Source organism: Streptosporangium sp. NPDC003464 (genome assembly GCF_053588315.1).
This window is the reverse complement of the sequence record NZ_JBSFPS010000451.1, coordinates 1-4,230: the sequence shown is the minus strand read 5'-3', so window position 1 is coordinate 4,230 and position 4,230 is coordinate 1. Positions and strand designations below refer to the sequence as shown.

The following is a 4,230-nucleotide window of genomic DNA, read 5'->3' as shown; positions in this document are numbered from 1 at the left end:
CCAACGCCGGCATCACCCGGGACAAGCTGCTCCTGCGAATGGGCGAGGAGGACTTCGAGGCCACCCTCGACGCCAACCTCAAAGGGGCCTTCCGCGTGGTCAGGCAGGTGGCACCGAAGATGCTCCGGGCCAAGCGGGGGCGGATCGTGTTCGTCTCGTCGTCGGTGGGCCTGCGGGGCGAGCAGGGGCAGAGCAACTACGCCGCCTCGAAGGCCGGCCTGATCGGATTCGCGCGCTCCCTCGCCTGGGAGTTCGGCAGCCGGGGGATCACGGTGAACGTGATCGCCCCCGGCCTCACGGACACCGACATGACCTCCGGACTCCCCGAGAAGCGCATCGCCGAGATGTGCGCGCAGATCCCGCTGCGGAGGATGGCGAGCCCGGAGGAGATCGCGGAGGCCGTGCGTTTCGTGGCCTCCCCGCGGGCTTCGTACATCACCGGCGCCGTCATCCCGGTGGACGGAGGCGCCTCCATGGGTCACTGACGGCCCGTCCCGGGACCTACACCGCGCAGGCGCGGACGATGTCCTCGCAGATCGCGTGGGTGGCCAGGGCGTCGTCGGCGCCGATCAGGGTGCCGGAGCGGACCGCGCCGAGGAACTCCAGGCAGAGCTGCTCGATGCCGCGCTGGCGGGCGACCGGGATCCAGTCGCCGCGCCGGGTCAGCGTCTCCGCCCCGGCGTAGTCGGTCACGTCGGCGATGTTGACCACCCGGCGTTTGACGTCGTCCCCCATGACCTCGACGGTCTCCTCGGTGGCGCCGCTCACCCGGTTCATGATGCCGAAGGCGGTGAAGCCGGCACCGGACAGCTCCAGCGTCACGTGCTCCAGCAGCCCGTCCCTGACCCGGGTCCGGATCCCGGTCTGCTCGACCTGCCCGGGCACCAGGTATCTGAGGGTGTCGACGACGTGGACGAAGTCGTCGAAGATCGCGGTCCGCGGGTCTTCCGGCAGGCCCCTGCGGTTCTTCTGCATCACCACCAGATGGCGGGGCAGATCCAGCAGGGCCGCGTAGGAGGGCGCCCTGCGGCGGTTGAACCCGACGAGCAGCGACCGCTCCACCTCGTGCGCCAGCCGTACCAGACGCTCGGACTCGGCCAGGGTGTAGGCGATCGGCTTGTCCAGGTAGACGTGGACGCCGGCCCGGAGCAGCGGCTCGACGATCTTCACGTGGGCGCCCGTGGCGGCGTGCACGAAGGCCGCCTCGACCCCGGCCGCGAGCACCTCCTCCACCGAGGTGGAACGGTGCCCGATCCGGTAGGCGTCACCCAGGCGGTCGAGCGTGTCGCGGTTGCGCGTGCACAGGTGGAGGTCGAGGCCGGGCAGCGTGGAGAGGACGGGGAGATACGCCTTCTCCGCGATGTCACCGAGGCCGATCACAGCGGTCTTCATGCTGAGAGCGTACGGCCTAGGCCGCGCTGGCCAGGCGCTCGCGCCACCACGCGACCGTCGCGGCCAGCGCCTCGTCCATCGGGGTCGGGGCCACGCCGAAGGTGGCCTGAAAGTCGGTGGAGTCGAGCACGAAGGGCCGGACGAACTGGTAGCGCAGCTCCTCCAGCTCGCCGAGCATGGGCGAGAAGGCGCCCGCGGTACGGACGACCCAGTGCGGCATGACCTTGACCCCCGGGTTCGGGACGCCGGCCAGCGCGCACATGCGCTCGGCGACCTGGTGCGCCGTCATCTCCCCGGCCGTCGGGACGTGCCACGCCCGCCCCCAGGCCCGCCCGTCCGTCGCGGCCGTCACCAGGGCGCGGGCCACGTCGGGCACGTAGGTCCAGCTGTGCGGCTGGGCGGGGTCGCCGATGTAGCGGACCGGCCTGCCGGCCAGGAGCCGGGGGACGAACCTGTCGCCCAGGTGCGCCTGGTCGAGGCAGCCGGGACCGAAGTAGTCGGACCCGCGCACCTCCGTCACCCGGACCCGTCCCGCCTCGTGCGCGGCCAGGGCCTCCCGCCACATGCGGGCCCGGATCCCGCCCTTGACGCTGGGCGGCGTGAGCGGGTCACTCTCCCGCATCGGCCGCTCGGGCGCGGCGTAGACGTAGAGGTTGCCCAGGATGACGTATCCCGCGCCGGTGACCTCGGCGGTGGCCAGCAGCGACTCCGCGATCGGCGGCCAGTCCTGCGCCCAGCGGTTGTAGGGCGGGTTGACGCAGTTGTGGAGCGCGTCGGCCCCCTTGGTCAGGGCGGTCATCCGCTCCCGGTCGGCGGCGTCGGCCGCCACCTTGCGGATCCCCCGCAGGTCGGGGCCGGACCCCGAGCGGCTGACGAGGACGACCTCGTGTCCCTGGCCGGCCAGCAACCGGGCGACCTCGGAGCCGACCTGACCGGCTCCCGCGATGACGTGCTTGCCCATGATGGTTCTTCCCTTCGTCGATGGTGACGCGGCCGGGCCCGGCAGGCCCGGGGTTCACTGGTTCCAGACGAGCCGCAGGACGGCGTTGACGACGTAGACGGCGGCGAAGACGATCCCCGGGGTGAGCCGGCCGGCCATGACCAGTGCGGCGGCGCCGCCACCGAACCACAGGACCTCCAGGAGGACCCGGGCGGCCCCGGTGAGCGGGATCGTGGCGCCGTTGGCCGCGCCGAAGACCGCCCAGACGGCGATGAACAGCGCCGGGGCGCCGAGCCCGAGGAGCAGCTTCACCAGCAGGCTCTGGCCGACGGTGAACCCCCAGTAGCCGACCGAGGCGAGAACACCCAGCTCCAGCAGGAACATGACGAGGAGGTTGGTGTTCTTGGCCAGAGACAGCATCGGGGGGCTCCTTGGAGAGTGACGTTCCGTTCTGAGAGCAATGCTCTCGCCAAAGAGCGCAGCTCGTCAAGAGCAGTGCTCTTATTTTTTTTCAGTGCTCTGATAAGGTTCCGGGCATGAGCTCAAGCCGCACAGCACGGGAACGGGTCCGGGCCGAGCTGACCCGTGAGATCACCGACATCGCCCGCAGGCACCTGGCCACCGAAGGCGCGGGCGGCCTGTCCCTCCGCGCGGTCGCCCGCGAGATGGGCATGGTGTCCTCGGCGATCTACCGCTACTTCCCCTCCCGGGACGACCTGCTCACAGCCCTGATCATCGACGGCTACAACGCCGTCGGCGAGGCCGTGGAGAACGCCGAGGCGCTCTGCCCGCGCGAGGACCACACCGGCCGGTGGCTGGCGCTCTGCCACGCCGTACGGGACTGGGCGCTGGCCCATCCGCACGAGTACGCCCTGCTGTACGGCTCGCCCGTACCCGGATACCAGGCGCCGCAGGACACCGTCGCCGCGGCGGTCCGCGACACGATCGTCTACGGCCGGCTCGTCGCCGACGCCCACCGGGCGGGGGCCCTGAACCCGCCGGACATCTGCCCGCCCGCGCCGGCCTCCTTCAGCGGGGACGCCGCCAACGTGCGCGCCGTCATCCCCGACGTCCCCGACGACGTGATCGTCCGCGCCCTGATCGTCTGGACCGGCCTGTTCGGCTGGCTCAACTTCGAGCTGTTCGGCCAGTTCAACAACACGATCCTCGACCCGGGCCCCGCCTTCGACCACTCCATGCGCTGCAGCGCCGCCTTCCTCGGCCTGCCCGTCTGACCCTCCGGGAGCGGCCGCCGGCACGGAGCCGGCCCGTGCCACAATCACCCCATGCTGAACATCGGGATGATCGTGCTGGGCGCCGCCGACGTGCGGCGGGCGGCCGCCTTCTGGAGCCGGGCACTGCGCTATGTCACCCGCGAGAGCGAGTCGAAGGACGACTGGATCGTGCTGGAGCCGGCCGACGGCCCCGGCACCGCGCTGGCGCTGGATCTCAGCCGGACCCCCCTGCAGGAACACCCGCGCGTCCACATCGACCTGCACACCGAGGACCAGAGCGCCGAGGTGGAGCGGCTGCTGTCCCTCGGCGCCGAACGGGTCGACTGGGACCTCTATCCGGACGACCCCGACTTCGTCGTCCTCGCCGACACCGAGGGCAACCGCTTCTGCGTCATCGACCTCAACCACGGCCGAGCCCCGCGACCGTGACGGGGGGCGCGGGCGGGTCCGTGACGGCCGGGTGCGTACCGCCGCGCGCTCTCCCCACACGGGGCCGGGCACCGGGCCGGCGTGGTCAGAGCTGGCGGGCGCCCAGCCGGCCTTCGAGCAGGAGCAGCAGCTCGCCGAGAAGGTCGGCCAGCTCCCCCTGCCGCTCCGCGTCCAGGGCCGCCAGCAGCGACTTCTCATAGCCGAGCTGCTCGGGCAGCAGCCGGTCGATGAGCA

General features: G+C 71.7%; 6 protein-coding genes. 3 read left to right on the top strand and 3 right to left on the bottom strand.

Annotation, left to right across the window (positions count from 1 at the left end):
• The coding region (locus tag ACWDS7_RS46915; RefSeq protein WP_451934584.1) for an SDR family oxidoreductase at window positions 1–485 on the top strand (485 nt) is incomplete at its 5' end.
• Between the two features lie 16 nt (window positions 486–501).
• Here ACWDS7_RS46915 and ACWDS7_RS46910 read toward each other — a convergent pair.
• From ACWDS7_RS46910 to ACWDS7_RS46900, 3 genes are read right to left on the bottom strand one after another with little or no spacing between them, the layout of a single operon-like run.
• The gene (locus ACWDS7_RS46910) at window positions 502–1,392 is read right to left on the bottom strand and encodes a Gfo/Idh/MocA family protein (RefSeq protein ID WP_451934583.1); all 891 of its coding nucleotides are present in this window, start codon (window positions 1,390–1,392) and stop codon (window positions 502–504) included.
• 16 nt (window positions 1,393–1,408) lie between these two features.
• On the bottom strand, window positions 1,409–2,353 hold the full coding sequence (locus ACWDS7_RS46905; RefSeq protein ID WP_451934582.1) for an NAD-dependent epimerase/dehydratase family protein: 945 nt from the start codon (window positions 2,351–2,353) through the stop codon (window positions 1,409–1,411).
• Window positions 2,354–2,407: 54 nt separating this feature from the next.
• Window positions 2,408–2,752, bottom strand: a complete 345-nt coding sequence (locus ACWDS7_RS46900) for a YrdB family protein (protein ID WP_451934581.1) — start codon at window positions 2,750–2,752, stop codon at window positions 2,408–2,410.
• 116 nt (window positions 2,753–2,868) lie between these two features.
• On the opposite strand from ACWDS7_RS46900, the gene ACWDS7_RS46895 reads away from it, so the two are divergent.
• Complete coding sequence (locus tag ACWDS7_RS46895) at window positions 2,869–3,567, top strand: TetR/AcrR family transcriptional regulator (RefSeq protein WP_451934580.1); 699 nt, start codon at window positions 2,869–2,871, stop codon at window positions 3,565–3,567.
• Between the two features lie 51 nt (window positions 3,568–3,618).
• Complete coding sequence (locus ACWDS7_RS46890) at window positions 3,619–3,996, top strand: VOC family protein (RefSeq protein ID WP_451934579.1); 378 nt, start codon at window positions 3,619–3,621, stop codon at window positions 3,994–3,996.
• Window positions 3,997–4,230: the final 234 nt, after the last annotated feature.